At 71.9% G+C, this 2,050-nt stretch carries 1 protein-coding gene; it reads right to left on the reverse strand.

Features of this window, described 5'->3' with window-relative positions:
- Positions 1-2,050 (reverse strand): type I polyketide synthase (locus tag ACWDBB_RS36140; protein WP_449793643.1); only part of this gene is annotated, 2,050 nt, incomplete at both ends.

The raw sequence follows: 2,050 nt of genomic DNA on the forward strand, positions 1-2,050 counted from the left end.
CCTGGTCCCGTAGCGCGTTCTCGCCCTTCGCGGACAACACCCAGGACGTGGGGCCGGCCGTGTCCGGGACGGGCCGCGCCTCCTGCCCCGGAGCCGGTTGTTCGAGGATGAGGTGGGCGTTGGTGCCGCTGATGCCGAAGGAGGAGACGGCGGCGCGGCGGGGGCGGTTCGCGTCCGTCTTCCACGGCGCCGTCTCGGTGAGCAGCGAGACGGCCCCGGACGACCAGTCGACGTGCGGGGTGGGCTCGCCCACGTGCAGGGTCTTCGGCAGCACGCCGTGGTGCATGGCCATGACCATTTTGATGACGCCGGCGACGCCTGCGGCTGCTTGGGTGTGGCCGATGTTGGATTTGAGTGAGCCGAGGTGGAGGGGGCGGTCGGTGGGCCGGTTCTGTCCGTAGGTGGCGAGGATGGCCTGGGCTTCGATGGGGTCGCCGAGTTTGGTGCCGGTGCCGTGGGCCTCGACGACGTCCACGTCGGAGGGCTCCAGCCGGGCACTGGCCAGCGCCTGCCGGATGACGCGTTCCTGCGCGGGACCGTTGGGCGCGGTCAGACCGTTGCTCGCACCGTCCTGATTCATCGCCGAACCACTCACCACTGCCAGCACCTGGTGGCCGTTGCGCCGCGCGTCGGAGAGCTTCTCCAGGAGGACGAGACCCGCGCCCTCGCTCCAGCCGGTGCCGTCGGCGTCGGCGGAGAAGGCCTTGCAGCGGCCGTCCGCCGACAGGCCGCGCTGGCGGCTGAACTCGATGAAGGTCTTGGGCGTGGCCATGACGGTCACGCCGCCCGCCAGCGCGAGCGTGCACTCACCGTTGCGCAGCGCCTGCGCGGCCAGGTGCAGGGCCACCAGCGAGGAGGAGCAGGCCGTGTCGACGGTGACGGCCGGGCCTTCCAGACCGAGGGTGTAGGCCACCCGGCCCGAGGCCACACTGCCCGCGCTGCCACTGGTGAGATAGCCCTCCAGCTCGGCCGGCATGTGGTGGAGCCTGGACGCGTAGTCGTTGTACATGACGCCGGTGAAGACGCCGGTCTGGCTGCCGCGCAGCGCGGTGGGGTCGATTCCGGCGCGTTCGAGGGTTTCCCAGGCGGTCTCCAGGAGGAGGCGCTGCTGGGGGTCGGTGGCCAGGGCCTCGCGCGGGCTCAGGCCGAAGAACTCGGGATCGAAGTCGGCGGCGTCGTGGAGGAAGCCGCCCTTGTGGGTGTAGGTGTGTCCGGCTTTGGCGGGGTCGGGGTCGTAGAGGTCGTCGAGGTTCCAGCCGCGGTCGGTGGGGAAGTCGCCGATGGCGTCGGTTCCGTTGGCGACGAGCTGCCAGAGGTCCTCGGGTGACGTGACTCCGCCGGGGTAGCGGCAGGCCATGCCGACGATGACGATCGGGTCGTCGGTCGTCGCGACGACGGTCGCGGTGCTGACCGGTTCTGCCGTCGACGTTCCGACGAGCTGCCGGCGCAGGTGGTCGGCCAGTGCGGAGGGCGTGGGGTGGTCGAAGACGAGCGTGGCGGGCAGGCGCAGGCCGGTGGCGGTGTTGAGACGGTTGCGGAGCTCGACCGCCATCAGCGAATCGAAGCCCAGCGCCTTGAACTCGCGTGCCGCGTCCACGGCTTGGGCCTCGCCGTAACCGAGTACGCCGGCTGCTGCCCGACGGACGAGGTCCGCCAGCCGGGCCCGCTGCTGATCCTCGGGGAGACCGGCCAGCGTTCGGCCCAGCGACGCCTCGTCGCGCTTCGTCGGCCGCGCAGGGGTGCGGACGAAGCCGCGGAGCACGGCCGGGACGTGCTCGGCCCGGGCACGGAGCGCGGCCAGGTCCAGCCGGGCCGGTACGAGCGCGGGGTGCTCCGTGCCGAGTGCCGCGTCGAAGAGGGCGAGCCCTTCCTCCGCACTGAACGGTGCGATGCCCAGCCGCTCCAGACGGGCGAGGTCGACCGCGTCCAGACCGCTCGCCATGCCACTCGCCTGGTCCCACAGGCCCCAGGCGAGGGAGGTGGCGGGGAGTCCTTGGGTGTGGCGGTGGTGTGCGAGGGCGTCGAGGTAGGTGTTGGCGGCGGCGTAGTT

The organism is Kitasatospora sp. NPDC001095 (assembly GCF_053598615.1).